Here is a 14,677-nt window from a genome sequence, read left to right on the forward strand (position 1 = left end):
TGGCCTTTTTAGGCCGGGCTAATATTTAACTCTAGCTGTTCAATACCAGAATGACGCAACAACGCATCAATATCGGGTTCTCTACCGCGAAATTCTACAAACAGCTCAAGAGCATCTCGGCTGCCGCCCTGTTCAAGAATGGAGTGCATAAAGCTTTCCCCGGTGACACTATCGAATATTCCCTTTTCTTCAAATAGGGAAAAGGCGTCAGCCGAGAGTACTTCTGCCCATTTGTAGCTGTAATATCCCGCCGCATAGCCACCAGCAAAAATATGGCTGAAACCATGTTGGAAACGATTTTCCTCTGCTACAGGAACTACCGCTACTTCAGAGCGCACCTCCTTCATCAGCTGCTGGATTTTCTTCGCATCCATTGCTTCTTCACTGCTGTGTAAGCGGAAATCAAATATCGCAAATTCCAGCTGCCGTACAGTGAACATAGCTGACTGGAAATTCTTGGCCGCGAGCATTTTTTCCAATAATTCTGCCGGCAACGCTTCTCCAGTTTGGAAGTGTGCGGAGATCATGGCGATCGCCTGCGGCTCCCAGCACCAATTTTCCAGAAATTGACTGGGCATTTCCACCGCATCCCAGGCCACACCATTGATGCCAGAAACCGCCGCTACATCAATTTGGGTCAACATATGATGCAGGCCATGGCCAAACTCATGAAACAATGTGGTGACTTCATAATGCGTCAGCAGTGAAGGCATGTCCCCCGCTGCGGGGCTAAAATTACACACCAGATAAGCGACGGGCAGCTGCAAGCCATCTTCGCTTTGACGACGAGTGGTAACGGTATCCATCCAGGCTCCACCACGCTTTTTCTCCCGTGCAAAGGCATCCAGATAGAAACCCGCAATGCGCTCACCATCCCTGTACAACCAGAAGAACTGAACATCTTTATGCCAGGTTTCCACGGTAGTATCTTCCTGCACGGTAACTCCAAAGAGTTTTTCCACTACCGCAAATAGACCTTCGACAACCTTGGCGTAAGGGAAGTATGGACGCAGTTCTTCCTGGCTAATCGCGTAACGCTGCTGCTTGAGTTTTTCCGCAACCCAGGCGATATCCCAGGGCTGAAGTTCTTCGAGTTGATATTCCTCGCTGGCAAATTTGCGCAACTCTGCCATTTCGCGTTCGGCGGCGGGTTTAGCTCTCTTCGCCAGGTCATTGAGGAATTCCAATACGCGTTCGCAACTTGGGGCCATTTTACTGGCCAGCGATAACTCAGCGTAATTGGTCATTCCCAGCAGCCGGGCCTGCTCTGCGCGCAGAGCCAGAATGGACTCCATCACTTCTGAGTTGTCGAACTCACCAGCATTGGGTCCAACCTCAGAGGCACGGCTGACAAACGCGGTATGCACCTGCTGACGCAACTCACGGTTCTCCACATGAGTCATTACCGCCAGATAGCTCGGTCCCTCCAAGGTGATCACCCAGCCGTTTTTGCCTTTGGCCTTTGCCGCACCTTGCGCAGCCGCTAGAGCCGTTTCCGGCAAACCACTTAAGTCTGCCTCATTCTCGGTATGCCAGCTCCAGGCATTGGTAGCATCCAATACATTATTGGCGAACTGGCTGGTGAGCTCCGACAGGCGCTTGCTGTTCGCGGCAAATCGCTCCCGGGCCTTACCCTTCAGGCCAACCCCACTCAATTCGAAATCCCGCAAGCCGAGCTCAATAGATTTCTTTCGCGGCTGTGGCCAATTCGCAAATTCAGGCGATGCCGCCAGTTGTTGATATACCTCATACAGCTCGCGGTTTTGCCCCTGCTCGGTCCAATAGGCAGTAACCTGAGCCAGCGCCGCCTCATAGGGCGCTCGCCACTCACCACTCAACACACTGTTGAGGTGGCTGATCGGTGAAAAAGCACGATTGAGCTGATCCTGAACCTGCTCTAGTGGCTTCAGGGTACTCTCCCAATCGGGGTTCTCTAAGCCACTCTGCAACTGCTTGTGACAGTCTTCGATGAGCTTTGCAATGGCAGGCTCCACCTGTTCGGGCTGCAGCTGGTTGAACGGCGGGAGAAGAGGGATATTCAACAGTGGATTGGACATACGGGACCCTGTGCTGGAAAAAGGATACAGCTATGATAGAGGATTCATTGTACAGGAGCTTCTTTATGTCCCCACTGCGCAGCCACAACGATTCTGTGAGCGAGAAAACACCGCAACTCGGCCAACGCGTTTTTGTTGACCCACAGTCGGTTGTGATCGGTGATGTCACTCTGGGTGATGATTGCTCCATATGGCCCATGGCGGTGGTTCGCGGGGACATGCATCGTATTCAGATTGGTGCACGCACCAGTGTCCAGGATGGAGCGGTATTGCATATCACCCATGCCGGCCCGTTTAACCCGGAGGGTTGGCCGCTGACAATCGGCGAAGACGTCACGATCGGTCACAAGGCCTGCCTGCATGGCTGTAGCATCGGCAACCGGATTTTGATCGGCATAGGCGCCATTGTACTGGATGGTGCAGTGATAGAAGACGAAGTGGTGTTAGCCGCAGGCGCGCTGGTACCTCCAGGCAAAACCCTGGAGAGCGGCTACCTCTATGTGGGCTCTCCCTGCCGCAAGGCACGCCCGCTATCCGACAAGGAGAAGGCGTTTTTCAATTATTCTGCGCAAAACTATGTGAACCTGAAGGATCAATATCTGCGTCAAGATAGTGAATAACGCATCACCGGGCGATTCGACCTCCATGCTCAACCTGAATACCGATCAACTGCATACTTTTGTGCGCGCCTGCGAGCTGGGCTCTTTCTCCGCTGTTGCCCGCGAACAGGGGCGCGCCCAGTCCTCGGTGAGTGCCTGTATCCAAAATCTTGAGTTGGACCTTGGGCTCGACCTTTTCGATCGCAGCGGAAAATTTCCGCGGCCCACGGCCGCAGCCAGGGCCCTGTTGCCGCTGGCCCGCCAGGCCCTGGGGCAGTTGCAGCGTTTTCAGCAGGCCGCGGACTCCTATCAAAGCGGCGAAGAAGCCGTGCTGCGTATCCTGTTTGAGGAGTTGGTGATGCCCGACCGCCTCAACGATGTGCTGGCAAGCTTCAGCCAGCGCTTCCCCCACACCCAACTGCAATTGCGCAGTGCCAGTCATCAACAAGCGGTGCAAAGCATCAACAACGGAGAGGCCGATTTTGCGTTTGTGGCAAGCGGGGGCAGCTATCCCGGCGCATTGGAATTCAACACGCTCGGACGCCAACAAATTCTCTGCCTCGCCACACCAGACCATCCATTGGCACGCCAGCAACCCACCTCCCTCCATGAGGCCGCACGCCACCGACAAATCATCACGGCCATGGCGGAGGACCAGCAGCGCTGGCAGCTTTCAGCACAGGTATGGACCTGCGATTCCCTGCTGCAGGCCCTGGATCTGGCTTGTAAAGGCATCGGTTGGGTCAACGCGCCCTATGAGCTGGCTCGCCCTTTCCTGAAAAGTGGCAAACTGGTGGAGTTGAAACTCACCAGCGCACTGAGTGCCTGGAGCCTGGATGTCGACTTGCTCTGGTCAGCTAAAACCGCCCAAGGCAAAGCCGGCCTTTGGTTTGCAAGAGAAGCTCGGCGCCTGTATGGCAACTATTACAGCCCACCTATCGAGCAAACCGATAGCATCTAATTTTTATCTAGCAAATTTCCCGATAAAACTTGGCAGCTGGGTCGTTCAGATCCGAATTTCTATCACCGGCAATAGGAGCCACCGAGATGACAGAACAACAGCAGCTGCAAGAAATGGATGCTTTCTCCAAGAAATATCGCTACGACATGGAGTATCTGAAAGAGTTTTTACGCTCATCTCCCGAGGGCTTTGAGAAATTCGCACAGTTCCAGCCCCTGTCAATGCACCGGGAGTTCTTATCTTTGGAGGTCTTTTGGGTGAGCAAGCTAGCCGCCATGCAGGTAGCAGACTGCGGTGCATGCCTGCAACTCAATGTGCGTATGGCACTGGAGGCCGATGTCTCAGCGCAACTGGTGAAGGCCTGTATTCAGGGCGGCAGTAATTTACCGGAACACCTCAAGGATATTTTTGACTTTGCCACCGCACTGGCCAGTTACAAAAATATAGATCCACAGTTGGACCAGCGTATCTCTGAGCAGCTGGATAAAAAACAGCGTATCGAGCTGGGCGTCAGTGTCGCTACCGCCTCTGTATATCCCACCATCAAGAGAGCCATGGGCCACACCCAGAGCTGCAGCCTTATCGAAATAGAGTTTGAGGCCTGATTGGAGGTACCGCCGCAATCACTCGCGGCGGTATTTATTTACCTTGGTGTACTTTACTTGCCCTGTAGCCGCAGCAGTGCCGATGCGGCGATACCGCCGATAGCGCAAGCGAGCACAATCACTAGCGGAGTCATGGTTCCCAACACAAAAGCGCCGTAGTCGTAGCCACGCTGGGGCAAAAGGTAGAACAGCAGGAAGGCGGCAGGTAACAGTGACAATAGGGCACCGCGCAACAGCCAGGCATTGCGCCAGGGGAGTAAGAACAACAGACCACAGAGCCCGCCCCAAACGATACGCTGGTAGAGGTAAGCGTTACTGAGGTGCGGTGCCAAATCCACCCCCAACCAGCGGGTAAACCCGTAGCTGCCCATAGCCCACAGGCCCAAGGCATAACAGAGGCCGCCGAAACAACCCACCGCAAAACACATAGAGAGATTACGCAACCACTCGCGCACAGCCAGTACCCCGTTAATTTTTGTTGTTATGACTTCAGCCAGATAAATCAGGCTGCTAGTGTTCGCCGCAACTGCGCCAACACCGGCTCTACACGGGGCTTTACCCCGCGCCATAAATAGAAGGCCTCCGCCGCCTGTCCCACCAGCATACCGAGACCATCGGCAGCCTCAGCCCCCTGTTCACGGGCCCAGTGTACAAAAGGCGTCGGCTTTGCACCGTAGACCATGTCATAAGCCCGGCCAGTACCTGTGAAAAGGTGTTCAGGCAGGGGCGGCAGTCGATTGTCCAGGCTCGCCGAACTGGCATTGATCACCAGGTCGAACCCCCCGCAAAGCTCTTCCAATCCACTTGCCGTCATGGCGCCATAGTGGGAAAACTCATCTGCCAGCTGGCTGGCCTTGGCGGCAGTGCGGTTGGCAATATGCAGTTGTGCAGGGCGCTCAGCCAATAGAGGCAATAAAGCTCCACGAGCGGCGCCACCGGCGCCCAGGAGTAATACCCGCTTGTCCTCAATTAACCAGCCCAGGTTGTTGCGGATATCCGCCACCAAGCCGGCGCCATCGGTATTGTCACCTTGCAGGTTTCCATTCTCGTCGGACACCAGGGTATTCACCGCACCGGCGGCGGCCGCGCGCTCGGTAAGTTCATCCGCCAGCTCGCAAGCTTCAAGCTTAAACGGCACCGTTACATTGAGACCGCGACCACCCTCGATAAAAAAGGCCTGCACGGTGTCGACAAAACCCTCGAGAGGGGCGAGCAGTTTTTCGTACACCAGATCTTCACCGGTCTGAGCGGCAAAGGCGGTGTGAATTTGTGGGGAGAGGGAGTGGTCGATGGGATTGCCTACCACTCCGTAGCGGTCGCTCACGACTGGGCCCTCTTGCGCGCCCTGACGGCTTCGCGAATCTTGGCACTTTCATCGACGATGACCAAAGCGTCGACTCTAAGGCCCTGTTCAGTATCCGTCAGCAGGTAACGGGTGTGGGAGCTGTAAAGCTCGATTGCCTTGTCGCTTTGCTCGCAGCGATGTAACAGGGTCCAACGCACGCTGGCGAGGCTACTGTAATCGTTCAACTCGATAATCTCGGTCACCGTACCGAGAATCTGGCACACCTCAAGGCGCCTGTAGGCGTTGAGCAACTTTTCGACCTGCTGCACGAATGCGCCGCGATCCACCGTCAGTTTATTGCCATCTTCGCGGTAATAATGCAGAGGGAAGCGGTAATAATCGGCTATCTGCTGCGCATCACCCGTTTCGAAGTGGCGCCTGTAATCCAGGAATAGTGAGTTGATAGCTTCCAATCGCGTCTGTTGCACAGCAAACCTCCGTAGTGCCTGATCCAGGTTATACCCAGTCCCTATGCGGCAGAAAATCCGTGTAGAGCTTTTCCTCAGCGGAACCCGGTTCCGGCTGCCAGTCGTACTTCCAACTCACTAGCGAGGGCAATGACATAAGGATAGATTCGGTACGCCCACCGCTCTGCAGACCAAATAAAGTGCCTCGATCGAACACCAGGTTGAACTCCACATAACGGCCGCGGCGGTACAGCTGGAAATCCCGCTCGCGTTCACCGTAAGGCGTATTCTTGCGCTTTTGAATAATGGGCAGGTAAGCCTCCAGATAACTGTCGCCCACTGCGCGAGTGAGGGCGAAGGCGTTTTCGAAACCGCCCTCATTAAAGTCATCAAAGAAAAGACCACCCACTCCACGGGCCTCATCGCGGTGCTTGAGGTAAAAATACTTGTCACACCACTGTTTGAAGCGTGGGTATACCTCTTCCCCAAAAGGGGCGCAGGCATTTTTGGCGGTGCTGTGCCAATGCACCACATCTTCTTCGATACCGTAGTAAGGAGTGAGGTCGTAGCCCCCTCCAAACCACCAAATCGGCTCCGCGCCAGGCTTTTTGGCAACGAACAGACGCACGTTGGCATGGCTGGTGGGCACATAGGGATTGCGCGGGTGGATCACCAGAGAGACACCCATCGCCTCAAAGGAGCAGCCGGCTAACTCGGGGCGACTGGCGGTGGCAGAGGGTGGCAGGCCGTCACCATAGACGTGAGAGAAATTAACCCCGCCTTTCTCAATCAGGTTCCCCTCTTCCAGCACACGGGTTCGACCACCACCGCCACCGGGCCTCTCCCAGGCGTCCTCGTGAAACTCCCGGCCGTCCTCACTACCCAGCGCGCTGCAAATACGATCTTGTAGATCCAGCAGGTAGCCCTTTACTTCCTTGGTATCAATATCACTCATGGGGAATCACTAACTCATTTATAGAAATCAACCACCCGCGCGCAACAGCTCTCCGCTGAGTAGGTCGCGAATCTCACTGGGGGAGTTGCGGCCACCAGTGGCACCGCCACCCACATAGTCGAGGGCATCGCCAAAATAGCGGAGTACCTGGTACTTATGCCTTGCGGGTTGGCACCCCGCCGGATTGGCAGAGGTGGATACGATAGCACCGCCAAAAGCCCGTGTTAACGCAGCGGTAAAAGAGTGGTCGGTGTGGCGCAGAGCCACCGCGGGATGAGCGCCACAGACCCAGTAAGGTACGCGGCCTTTATGGGGTACCAGCCAGGTCACGGGGCCGGGCCAGGTTTCCCGCATCTGCTGGCGCTGTTCGGCGCTGAGAGAGTCGAGCAACGGGCTAAAACTTTCCTCCTCACCGGAAACCAGGATCAAACCTTTCTCCAGTGGGCGGTTTTTCAGGCGCAATAGGCGCCTAACGGCCTGTAAGTTATTTGGATCGCAGGCGAGGCCCCACACAGACTCGGTGGGGTGCGCGATAACACCACCCGCCGCAAGGGCGCGGGCAGCCTTTTGTACAGCAAGGGGAGAGTACCTCATGACAGTATCGCTGCTAGTTGGCGTTGCAATGTTGAATGTGGCACTTATCCAGCACAGCGAAGGCGGTTTCCACCACTGGCAAATCGAAACCGGACCCCATCAGGATCGCTACAAAAGGCTTGCTCATTTCAACTCTCTCAACTGTCAAAGTGGGGACAAGCGCCAAAATCTAGCGGATTGCGCAACCGCGCACAAGGTGTTGCCGAACGTCTCCCCCGAGTAATCGTTTATCCACTGCCCCCTGTATCAAGTCACCAGCGCTGAAACTTTAGTCAGGCTCACAATGCGGCCTTAACGCCTGCAGCGTAATCCGGGTCCACCTTGTGAAACTCAGCCAACTGCCGCTGCACTATCTCATCCGGAACCCCTGCCATGGCTCTGGCAATATTGCCAAAGAGCCGTTGCTTCTCGCCGTCATCGAAAAGATTAAAAAGGGCGCGGACCTGGCTGTAGTCATCGTTACCCTCGCGGTGATCATAGCGATCAGCGGTGCCAGAAAGTGCCATTGGAGGTTCCTTGGCGCTGGGGTCTTCCTGGGGACCATTGAAACTGTTGGGTTCGTAATAGGCGTCGGGATTGCCGCTGCGAATTCCCGTGGCATTCATCTCGCCATCGCGATAGTAGTTATGTACCGGGCACTGCGGTGCATTGACCGGTAGATTTTCATAGTGGGTGCCGAGGCGATGGCGGTGGGCATCGGCATAGGAAAAAATTCGCGCCTGCAGCATTTTGTCCGGGGAGAAACTAATGCCCGGCACAATGTTTGAGGGAGAGAAAGCGGCCTGCTCCAACTCGGCAAAGTAATCATCGGGGTTGCGATTTAACTCCATCTCGCCAACCTCGATCATCGGGTAATCCCCGTGGGGCCACACTTTGGTCAGATCGAAGGGGTTGTAAGGTGTCTTGGCCGCTTCGGCCTCCGGCATGATTTGTACCTGCAGGCTCCACTTGGGGTAGTCACCCTTCTCAATCGCGCCAAACAACGCTTCCTGATAGCTCTCACGGGTGCGACCAACCACCTCCTCCGCTTCGGCATCGGTATGAAACTTGTGCCCCTGGCGGGTCTTGAAATGAAACTTCACCCAGAAGCGTTCGCCAGCATTGTTCCACAGAGAGTAGGTATGGGAACCGTAACCGTTCATATGCATGGGTGAAATCGGCAGGCCGCGATCGGAGAAGAGGATCGTAACCTGGTGCAGACTTTCCGGAGACAGCGACCAGAAATCCCACATGGCGGTGGGAGAGCGCAGGTGGCTGCGGGGATGACGTTTTTGCGTGTGGATAAAGTCGGGAAACTTGTAGGGGTCACGTACGAAAAAGACCGGGGTGTTGTTACCCACCAGGTCCCAGTTGCCCTGCTCGGTATAGAATTTCAGGGCAAAGCCGCGCACATCGCGCTCGGCATCCGCCGCTCCCAACTCCCCGGCCACCGTAGAGAAACGGCCAATCATGGGTGTTTCTGCGCCTTTCTGCAGCACCTTGGCGCAGGTGTACTTGCCGATATCCCCGGTGATACGCAGTGTGCCGTAAGCCCCCCAACCCTTGGCATGTACAGTGCGTTCGGGAATCCGCTCTCGATTCTGGTGGCCGAGCTTCTCCAGCAGCTGGTAATCCTGAATTAATAGCGGCCCTCGCGGACCCGCGGTCAGACTATTTTGATTGTCCGGAATGGGTGCGCCGGCATCGGTGGTGAGTTTGGGTTTATCCGCCATGACCTGCCTCCTGTTTTAGAATCCACTGAGTATTAACGCTGGGCTAACAGTTCGCGAACCATCCGGCGGCTGCAGCCTCAAAGATGATTTAGGTGGTTACGCCCTCTCTTTGACGACAGCAACCTGCGCCCCGAGCTGTCAGCTGGTAACCACCTGGCAACTGCTCCAACAATCCCTCCAATTCCATTTGCAGCAACAGCGCCATCAATTCACCGGCGGACTCCCCGGTATCCACTGCAAGCTGTTCAATACTGCGGGGACCGCCCTGCAGGGCTAACAGCAATTGCTGCTGGTGTTCGTCCAGCGCTACTTCTAGTGCTACCTCGGTTGCGATTTCATTCTTTACCGGCGCGGACAACAGGCCGCCCAGCTGTCCTGCGATATCTGCGCTGGTCTCCACCAGCGTCGCCCCTTCCCTGATCAAGTGATGGCAGCCTCTGGCCATCGGGTTGTGAATAGAGCCGGGGATGGCGAAGACCTCGCGATTTTGCTCCAACGCCAGGCGCGCGGTAATCAGGGAACCGGATCGCACAGCGGCCTCTACCAGCAGTACTCCCATAGAGAGTCCGCTGATTATCCGATTGCGACGTGGGAAGTTTTTCGCCTCGGCACCGCTGCCGAGCGGCAACTCACTGACAATGGCGCCGCCAGCGACAAGGATTTCTTCGGCCAGGGCGCGGTTTTGGCGGGGATAGACGGAGTCGACGCCACTGCCCAGCACCGCAATCGTGACCCCCTCTCCTCTCAATGCGCCCTGGTGCGCTGCCGCATCCACTCCCAGTGCCAACCCTGAGGTGATAGCAAAACCGGCGCCGGCCAGCTCCATGGCAAAGCTGCGGGCATTATCCAACCCGGCGGTGGTGGCACGGCGCGCACCGACAATAGCGATCTGGGGTAAAGAGAGAGCGGCGCGGGCACCGCGTAAATACAGTAATGGTGGGGGCCGGGAGATTTCCGAGAGCAAAGCCGGGAAATCCGTATCACCGTGGTGCACCAGATGCACTCCGGTTTGCGCACAGCGGGCTCGCTCGGCTGACACCCACTCCAACAATTCGCTCTGGGCGCCAAGACGGCAACACTCACGCCATTGGGTTTGCGCCCGTGGCGGCAGTTTACTCAATAGGGTTGGGGGAAATTCTAGTAGGGCCCGATCGGGGCTACCGAAATGCTCTAGCAGCTGCCAGTAACGTGCAGGGCCCAATCCCTCAAGGCGCAGTAAAGCCATACTGGCGGTCAACGCATCCATGCAGCTCACCGTATTGTCTGTTTTGCAGGAAAGTGGTTATTCAGTGGTGCGGCACTCCAAACAGCAAGAGTCACCGCACTCTCTATGGACTGGTTATGGATTGCGCACCGAGTCCATTACCGCCAGGGGACGGTCCGCTTCGAGTATCAGCGCCAGGCTCATCTTCTCAAAGGTGCGGAAAACCATCATCTCGCCAGCGCGCTCATCCGGAAGCTTTACGCTGTCTCCGGCGATACGATCACGAACCATAGAGCCGCGCTTATACACCGCCATCACATTGCCAGGCACTATGCCATCGCGCTCACCCAGGTTGAGGATGACTACGTCAAACTTGCCGATCTGGGTCACGCCTTCATCGACACCCACAATCAAGCCATTCACCGTCACGGCGGGGGCGCTGGGGTGAAAGAGTGCATCGATGGAACGTTCTTCCACCGGCATCAAATGGTCCTCAAGGCGGATCTCGCGGGCGGTACTGGCTACGCCCAGAGTGGCGACGGAGAATCCAGGGCGGTTATCCGGGTCAAGCTGCAGCAAATCCACTTCACCAATGCCCAACGCCTGGCGTCCCAGAGTCTCATTGCTTACGGGGTCTACGTAGACAGGCCCCGGACGGTAAAGGCCGTAGGAAGCCAGGGGCACTTCGAAATCACCGCGCGCATAAATGGTATCGCCCGCGCCCATAAGAATGTGGTTATCGGAACCGGAAACGATATAAGGCGTGCCCTCAAAGGCATCTGGCTCGACGATACGGGTGCGGGACAGGAAGGCATTGATGGCATCCAGAGGAATCGCCGGGATCGCATCCTCTACCGCCTCGCGGCGGATCTGCGGGGTCAGGCGATTGCCATTTGCACCCGGAGATAGTTGATAGGCGCGCGGTCCGCGCTGTAGCTGCAGTTGCGGCTGGCCATCTACATATACCAGGCGCAGACTGTCGCCGGGGAAGATCAAATGGGGGTTCTCAACCTGCGGGTTTACTTGCCAGATCTCCGGCCAGTACCAGGGCTGTACCAGAAATTCACTGGAGATATCCCAGAGGGTATCGCCCTTTTGCACGACATAGGCATCCGGGTGGCTGGGGTTCAGGCGCACCTGATCCTGCGCTTGGGTGCCAAGGGCGACCGCCAACATCGAGACGGCGGCCAGGATTATTTTTTTCATGGAAGCATTCCTATGCTCTTTATCGCTATAATTCTCAGCGCCGGGCCACCCTTCACAGGAAATGTGGCCGGCCCCGGGCGCGCAGCGCCAGCGAAAATCGGGGTCCACTCGGTAAATATTGAGCGCGATCATAATGTTATCAGCGCACGTTCAACGAATACTAGAAGTTTGTCACAGGTGTTATGGCTAAACTCGAGATACTGGAATTTCCCGATCCGCGCCTGCGTGAGATCGCCAAACCCGTCGCAAAAGTCACCGACGAGCACCGCCAGCTGCTAGAAGACATGTTCGAAACCATGTACGCGGCTCCTGGCATTGGCCTCGCTGCGACTCAGGTCAATGTCCATGAGCGTATCGTGGTGGTGGATATCTCTGAGGACAGCAGCGAGCCGCTGGCCTTTATCAACCCAGAAATCGAGGTGTTAGAGGAAGAGATCCACCAGTACGATGAGGGCTGCCTGTCGGTACCCGGTTTCTACGAGACGGTGGAGCGCCCGCGCAGGGTGCGCGTGAAGGCGCTGGACCGCAACGGCGAACCTTTTGCCATAGAGGCTGAGGGACTGCTGGCAGTGTGCATCCAGCACGAAGTCGATCACCTGGATGGCAAGCTGTTCGTGGATTACATCTCCCCACTCAAGCGCAACCGCATTCGCTCCAAGCTGGAAAAGTCCCAGCGCCGACGCGCCTGATATATAAGAACTGGCCGCCGGCTGGCCCGGCGCCATCTCCATCCCTCGATCTGAGAATCCGCCAGTGAACATCATCTTTGCCGGCACGCCGGACTTTGCCGCCGTGCACCTGCAGGCGCTGCTCGACAGCGACCACCATGTCATCGCCGTTTACACCCAACCGGACAGGCCGGCGGGGCGTGGCAAAAAACTGCTGGCCAGCCCGGTCAAGCAGCTGGCGCTCTCCCACGGTATCCCCGTATACCAGCCTCAGAGCCTGCGCGACCAGGCTGCCCAGGAAGAGCTGGCGGCACTCGGCGCCGACATTATGGTGGTGGTGGCCTACGGCCTGATCCTGCCGCAGGCAGTACTGGATACCCCGCGACTGGGTTGCGTCAACGTACACGCCTCCCTGCTGCCGCGCTGGCGCGGTGCCGCTCCCATTCAGCGCGCCGTCGAAGCGGGTGACAGCCAGAGCGGTGTGGCGATTATGCAAATGGAGGCCGGACTGGATACGGGCCCGGTGCTGGTGGAGCGCCGCTGCGATATCACTACGAAAGATACCGGCGGCAGCCTGCACGACAAGCTCGCCGAACTCGGTGGGCCGGCTCTGACCGAAGCACTGGCGCAGCTGGCCTCAGGCACTGCCACGCCAGAAGCCCAGGATGATACAAAGGCCAACTACGCCAATAAAATCACCAAAGAGGAAGCGCGCATCGACTGGCAGCGCCCGGCGCAGGAACTTCAGCGCCAGATCCGCGCCTTCAATCCCTTCCCGGTATGCTGGACCACCTTTAGCGACAGCAAAGGCGAGCAGCGCCTACGCATTTACAGCGCCAGCCTGGAGCGAGGCTGCCACAGCGATACGCCCGGCACCGTTTTGGCCTGCGACGATGAAGGCATCCTGGTGGCCTGTGGTCGCGAAGCCCTGCGCCTGCAAATAATGCAGTTACCCGGTAAAAAAGCGCTGCCGGCCGCGGAAATTTTGAAAGGCTACCGGGCGCTGTTTGCCCCCGGCACACAATTGGGATCATTATGAGTAGAGATGTACGCGCCGAAGCAGCCCGGGTAGTGGCCGCGCTGCTGGAATCGCAAGGTTCACTGGCACGCCTGTTACCTAAAGCCGAGGACAAGGTTGAGGAGCGCGACCGCGCCCTGCTGCGCGAACTCTGTTATGGCTGTGCCCGCACCGCCCCGCGCCTGCAATTGATCGCAGCCAAGTTGCTGCGCAAAACACCCAGCGATAGCCTGGTGAGCGCACTGATCCTGCTGGGGCTCTATCAGCTGGAATATACCCGCATTCCCGATCACGCAGCCATCTCTGCCACAGTCAACGCCGCCCGCAGTCTCAAGCTGGATCGCGCCACCGGCCTGATCAATGGCGTGCTGCGCAACGCCCTGCGCGAACGCGAGCGTCTGCAGAGAAAATTGTCCGGTAACCCACAGTTCAGCTCGGTACATCCCGCCTGGCTACAACAGGCGATCAAAGCCGCCTGGCCAACCCAGGCGTCTGAAATTTTCCGCGCCAACAATACCAATCCACCCATGACCCTGAGGGTCAATAGCGCGCGTATCTCCCGCGAGGATTACCTGCAGCAGCTCGACGAAACTGGGCTGTCCGCCGAGGCCTGTGCCCTCTCGCCCGTGGGCATCACCCTGCTCGAAGCGGTGCCGGTGGGGATTCTGCCCGGTTTTGCCGAGGGCCTGGTGAGCGTGCAAGATGAATCCGCCCAGCTGGCGGCACAGCTGCTGGCACCCGGTGAAGGCGAGCGGGTGCTGGATGCCTGCGCCGCGCCTGGCGGTAAGAGTTGCCATCTGCTGGAACAGCAGCCCGCGATTGAATTGAGTGCCCTCGATATCGAGGAGGAGCGCCTCGACCGGGTACAGGAAAACCTCGAGCGCTGCGGCCTGTCCGCACAATTAATCTGCGCCGATGCGGCCGCGGCAGATTCCTGGTGGGACGGACAACAATACGACCGAATCCTGCTCGACGCGCCCTGCTCCGCCACTGGGGTCATCCGCCGTAACCCGGATATCAAACTGTTGCGCCGCGCGGAGGATATCGCCGAGCTGGCCAAGCTGCAGGCAGAAATTCTGCGCGCCACCTGGGCACTGCTCAAGCCCGGCGGCAGTCTGCTGTACGCCACCTGCTCGGTGCTGCCGGCCGAAAATAGCGAAGTTGTCGCCGCCTTCATTGCGGAGACCGAGGATGCGAGCGACAATACTCCGGAACTGCTGCACGGTAAGTCCTGGGGTGAAAAGCAGGTTGCGGGAATGCAACTGTTACCCCACAACGGTGGCGGCGACGGTTTCTACTACGCTCTGCTCAGCAAAGCCGAATAACAGCAGCGCTAGCCGCGGGTC

Annotated in this window: 16 protein-coding genes; 7 read left to right on the forward strand and 9 right to left on the reverse strand. The window is 57.3% G+C overall.

Going from position 1 to position 14,677, the window contains the following annotated elements:
- Positions 1–8 precede the first annotated feature (8 nt).
- A complete protein-coding gene (locus ACXAFI_RS17615) occupies positions 9–2,057 on the reverse strand; it encodes a M3 family metallopeptidase (RefSeq protein ID WP_475109857.1) in 2,049 nt (682 codons plus the stop codon).
- Between the two features lie 65 nt (positions 2,058–2,122).
- On the opposite strand from ACXAFI_RS17615, the gene ACXAFI_RS17620 reads away from it, so the two are divergent.
- The 3 genes from ACXAFI_RS17620 to ACXAFI_RS17630 all read left to right on the forward strand — a co-directional run bounded on the left by ACXAFI_RS17620 (position 2,123) and on the right by ACXAFI_RS17630 (position 4,222).
- The gene (locus ACXAFI_RS17620; protein WP_475109858.1) at positions 2,123–2,677 is read left to right on the forward strand and encodes a gamma carbonic anhydrase family protein; all 555 of its coding nucleotides are present in this window, start codon (positions 2,123–2,125) and stop codon (positions 2,675–2,677) included.
- Positions 2,670–3,617: a LysR family transcriptional regulator gene (locus ACXAFI_RS17625; protein ID WP_475109859.1), complete on the forward strand. Its 948-nt coding sequence runs from the start codon at positions 2,670–2,672 to the stop codon at positions 3,615–3,617. The genes ACXAFI_RS17620 and ACXAFI_RS17625 overlap by 8 nt, the downstream gene beginning before the upstream one ends.
- Before the next feature lie 86 nt (positions 3,618–3,703).
- Positions 3,704–4,222: a hypothetical protein gene (locus tag ACXAFI_RS17630; RefSeq protein ID WP_444920593.1), complete on the forward strand. Its 519-nt coding sequence runs from the start codon at positions 3,704–3,706 to the stop codon at positions 4,220–4,222.
- Between the two features lie 53 nt (positions 4,223–4,275).
- On the opposite strand, the gene ACXAFI_RS17635 is transcribed toward ACXAFI_RS17630, so the two are convergent.
- Genes ACXAFI_RS17635 through tsaC form a run of 5 tightly spaced genes read right to left on the reverse strand, consistent with a single transcriptional unit; the run spans position 4,276 to position 7,523 of the window.
- Positions 4,276–4,791, reverse strand: coding sequence for a hypothetical protein (locus tag ACXAFI_RS17635; protein ID WP_475109860.1), 516 nt, complete (start codon positions 4,789–4,791; stop codon positions 4,276–4,278).
- The gene (gene aroE / locus ACXAFI_RS17640) at positions 4,725–5,546 is read right to left on the reverse strand and encodes a shikimate dehydrogenase (protein ID WP_475109861.1); all 822 of its coding nucleotides are present in this window, start codon (positions 5,544–5,546) and stop codon (positions 4,725–4,727) included. The genes ACXAFI_RS17635 and aroE overlap by 67 nt, the downstream gene beginning before the upstream one ends.
- Positions 5,543–5,995 carry a hypothetical protein gene (locus ACXAFI_RS17645; protein WP_475109862.1) on the reverse strand — a complete coding sequence of 151 codons (453 nt, stop codon included), beginning with the start codon at positions 5,993–5,995 and terminating at the stop codon, positions 5,543–5,545. Before ACXAFI_RS17645 ends, aroE begins: the two co-directional genes overlap by 4 nt.
- A gap of 28 nt (positions 5,996–6,023) precedes the next feature.
- Positions 6,024–6,929 (reverse strand): oxygen-dependent coproporphyrinogen oxidase, encoded by a 906-nt coding sequence (gene hemF / locus ACXAFI_RS17650; protein ID WP_475109863.1) that lies wholly within the window; start codon positions 6,927–6,929, stop codon positions 6,024–6,026.
- 27 nt (positions 6,930–6,956) lie between these two features.
- Positions 6,957–7,523 (reverse strand): L-threonylcarbamoyladenylate synthase type 1 TsaC, encoded by a 567-nt coding sequence (tsaC, locus tag ACXAFI_RS17655; RefSeq protein WP_152450334.1) that lies wholly within the window; start codon positions 7,521–7,523, stop codon positions 6,957–6,959.
- On the opposite strand from tsaC, the gene ACXAFI_RS17660 reads away from it, so the two are divergent.
- Complete coding sequence (locus ACXAFI_RS17660) at positions 7,522–7,746, forward strand: hypothetical protein (protein ID WP_475109864.1); 225 nt, start codon at positions 7,522–7,524, stop codon at positions 7,744–7,746. The genes tsaC and ACXAFI_RS17660 overlap by 2 nt on opposite strands.
- A 55-nt stretch (positions 7,747–7,801) precedes the next feature.
- Here the strand turns inward: ACXAFI_RS17660 and ACXAFI_RS17665 are convergent, their stop codons facing one another.
- From ACXAFI_RS17665 to ACXAFI_RS17675, 3 genes are all read right to left on the reverse strand, one after another.
- Entirely contained in the window at positions 7,802–9,235 is a 1,434-nt protein-coding gene (locus ACXAFI_RS17665) for a catalase (protein ID WP_475109865.1), read from the reverse strand.
- 88 nt (positions 9,236–9,323) lie between these two features.
- On the reverse strand, positions 9,324–10,481 hold the full coding sequence (gene dprA / locus ACXAFI_RS17670; RefSeq protein ID WP_475109866.1) for a DNA-processing protein DprA: 1,158 nt from the start codon (positions 10,479–10,481) through the stop codon (positions 9,324–9,326).
- A gap of 93 nt (positions 10,482–10,574) precedes the next feature.
- On the reverse strand, positions 10,575–11,645 hold the full coding sequence (locus tag ACXAFI_RS17675; RefSeq protein ID WP_152450328.1) for a LysM peptidoglycan-binding domain-containing protein: 1,071 nt from the start codon (positions 11,643–11,645) through the stop codon (positions 10,575–10,577).
- A gap of 182 nt (positions 11,646–11,827) precedes the next feature.
- Between ACXAFI_RS17675 and def the strand changes: the two genes are divergently transcribed.
- From def to rsmB, 3 genes are all read left to right on the forward strand, one after another.
- The gene (def, locus tag ACXAFI_RS17680; RefSeq protein WP_152450326.1) at positions 11,828–12,334 is read left to right on the forward strand and encodes a peptide deformylase; all 507 of its coding nucleotides are present in this window, start codon (positions 11,828–11,830) and stop codon (positions 12,332–12,334) included.
- A 64-nt stretch (positions 12,335–12,398) separates the two neighbouring features.
- Positions 12,399–13,352 (forward strand): methionyl-tRNA formyltransferase, encoded by a 954-nt coding sequence (gene fmt / locus ACXAFI_RS17685; protein WP_475109867.1) that lies wholly within the window; start codon positions 12,399–12,401, stop codon positions 13,350–13,352.
- Positions 13,349–14,656: a 16S rRNA (cytosine(967)-C(5))-methyltransferase RsmB gene (gene rsmB, locus ACXAFI_RS17690; RefSeq protein ID WP_475109868.1), complete on the forward strand. Its 1,308-nt coding sequence runs from the start codon at positions 13,349–13,351 to the stop codon at positions 14,654–14,656. Before fmt ends, rsmB begins: the two co-directional genes overlap by 4 nt.
- The last annotated feature ends 21 nt before the right edge of the window (positions 14,657–14,677 follow it).

The organism is Microbulbifer sp. ABH2_005, assembly GCF_056160005.1.

Bases quoted from the DNA above. Each gene is read 5' to 3' on its own strand.
- ACXAFI_RS17615 (WP_475109857.1), bottom strand. From the start codon at position 2,057: ATGTCCAATCCACTGTTGAATATCCCTCTTCTCCCGCCGTTCAACCAG.
- ACXAFI_RS17620 (WP_475109858.1), top strand. From the start codon at position 2,123: ATGTCCCCACTGCGCAGCCACAACGATTCTGTGAGCGAGAAAACACCG.
- ACXAFI_RS17630 (WP_444920593.1), top strand. From the start codon at position 3,704: ATGACAGAACAACAGCAGCTGCAAGAAATGGATGCTTTCTCCAAGAAA.
- ACXAFI_RS17635 (WP_475109860.1), bottom strand. From the start codon at position 4,791: ATGGCGCGGGGTAAAGCCCCGTGTAGAGCCGGTGTTGGCGCAGTTGCG.
- hemF (WP_475109863.1), bottom strand. From the start codon at position 6,929: ATGAGTGATATTGATACCAAGGAAGTAAAGGGCTACCTGCTGGATCTA.
- ACXAFI_RS17660 (WP_475109864.1), top strand. From the start codon at position 7,522: ATGACAGTATCGCTGCTAGTTGGCGTTGCAATGTTGAATGTGGCACTT.
- tsaC (WP_152450334.1), bottom strand. From the start codon at position 7,523: ATGAGGTACTCTCCCCTTGCTGTACAAAAGGCTGCCCGCGCCCTTGCG.
- ACXAFI_RS17665 (WP_475109865.1), bottom strand. From the start codon at position 9,235: ATGGCGGATAAACCCAAACTCACCACCGATGCCGGCGCACCCATTCCG.
- dprA (WP_475109866.1), bottom strand. From the start codon at position 10,481: ATGGATGCGTTGACCGCCAGTATGGCTTTACTGCGCCTTGAGGGATTG.
- ACXAFI_RS17675 (WP_152450328.1), bottom strand. From the start codon at position 11,645: ATGAAAAAAATAATCCTGGCCGCCGTCTCGATGTTGGCGGTCGCCCTT.
- def (WP_152450326.1), top strand. From the start codon at position 11,828: ATGGCTAAACTCGAGATACTGGAATTTCCCGATCCGCGCCTGCGTGAG.
- rsmB (WP_475109868.1), top strand. From the start codon at position 13,349: ATGAGTAGAGATGTACGCGCCGAAGCAGCCCGGGTAGTGGCCGCGCTG.